Origin of the sequence: Pseudonocardia pini (assembly GCF_013870575.1) — a bacterium.
Classification (GTDB): domain Bacteria; phylum Actinomycetota; class Actinomycetes; order Mycobacteriales; family Pseudonocardiaceae; genus Pseudonocardia; species Pseudonocardia pini.
The window spans coordinates 1-1,208 of record NZ_JACBXB010001164.1; the positions used below are offsets into that span (position 1 = coordinate 1).

Consider the following 1,208-nt stretch of genomic DNA (forward strand, 5'->3'; position numbering starts at 1 on the left):
AGGGCGTCCCCACCGGGCAGGTGGGGGCGCCCTTTTTTGGTGTTTCCGAGGCTGGAATCGCGTAGGGCGATCACGGCCGCGACGCGACGAGAATCGGAATTCAAGAGTGACTGATCGGGATGACAAGCACGGCTCCGGCGAGCGCCGCGAGAGCCGTGGACGCGACGACCGCAAGAAGGGCGGCCGCGTCGGTAGCGGCTGGGGTGGTGGCGGTCAGGATCGCGACGACCGTCGAGGCGGCTCCCGGGACTCGTCGGACCGGCCGCGTGGCGGCCGCAGTGAGGGCAGCCCCAAGGTGTACGTCGACCGCTGGGGCAAGGACGACCGCGCCCGCCGCGGTGGCTCGGGCAACGACCGTGGACGCGACGACCGCTCAGGCGGGTACCGGCGCGACGACCGCGGCTCGGGCGGGGGCTACCAGGGCAACCGTGGCAGCGACGACCGCGGATCCCGCGGGGGCTACCAGGGCAACCGTGGCAGCTCGGAGGACCGTGGTTCGCGCGGCGGGTACCAGGGTCGCAGTGGCTCGGACGACCGTGGCGGGTACCAGGGCCGCAGCAGCACGGACGACCGCGGTTCGCGCGGGGGCTACCAGGGCAACCGGGTCGGCTCCGACGACCGGGGTTCGCGCGGCGGGTACCAGGGTCGCAGTGGCTCGGACGACCGTGGCGGGTACCAGGGCCGCAGCAGCACGGACGACCGCGGTTCGCGCGGTGGCTACCAGGGCAGCCGTGGCGGCTCCGACGACCGTGGGTCGCGTGGGGGGTACCAGGGCCGTAGTGGCTCGGACGACCGCGGTTCGCGCGGTGGCTACCAGGGCAACCGTGGCGGCTCCGACGACCGGGGTTCGCGCGGTGGCTACCAGGGCAACCGTGGCGGCTCCGACGACCGGGGCTCCCGTGGCGGCTACCAGGCCAACCGTGAGGACCGCCGGGCGAGTGAGAACCGCGGGAGGTACGGAGACGATCGTCGTGGGTCCGGCGGTGGCGGCTCGCGGAGTAGGTTCCAGAGCGACCGCGGTGGCTACCGCGGTGACCGGGACGACCGACGGGGCTCGGACGAGCGCGGATCGCGCGGCGGCTACCGGGACGACCGACGCGGCTCCGACGAGGGCGGCTCGCGAGGTGGCTACCAGGTCAACCGTGGGAGCTCCGGGGGCTACCGCGGTTCGAGCGGCTACCGCGACGACCGTGGCCCGGCCGACCGCG

General features: G+C 74.2%; 1 pseudogene. It reads left to right on the plus strand.

Annotation, left to right across the window (positions count from 1 at the left end):
* Window positions 1–106 precede the first annotated feature (106 nt).
* Window positions 107–1,208: pseudogene (locus tag H5J29_RS33485) on the plus strand (hypothetical protein); the annotation flags it as partial.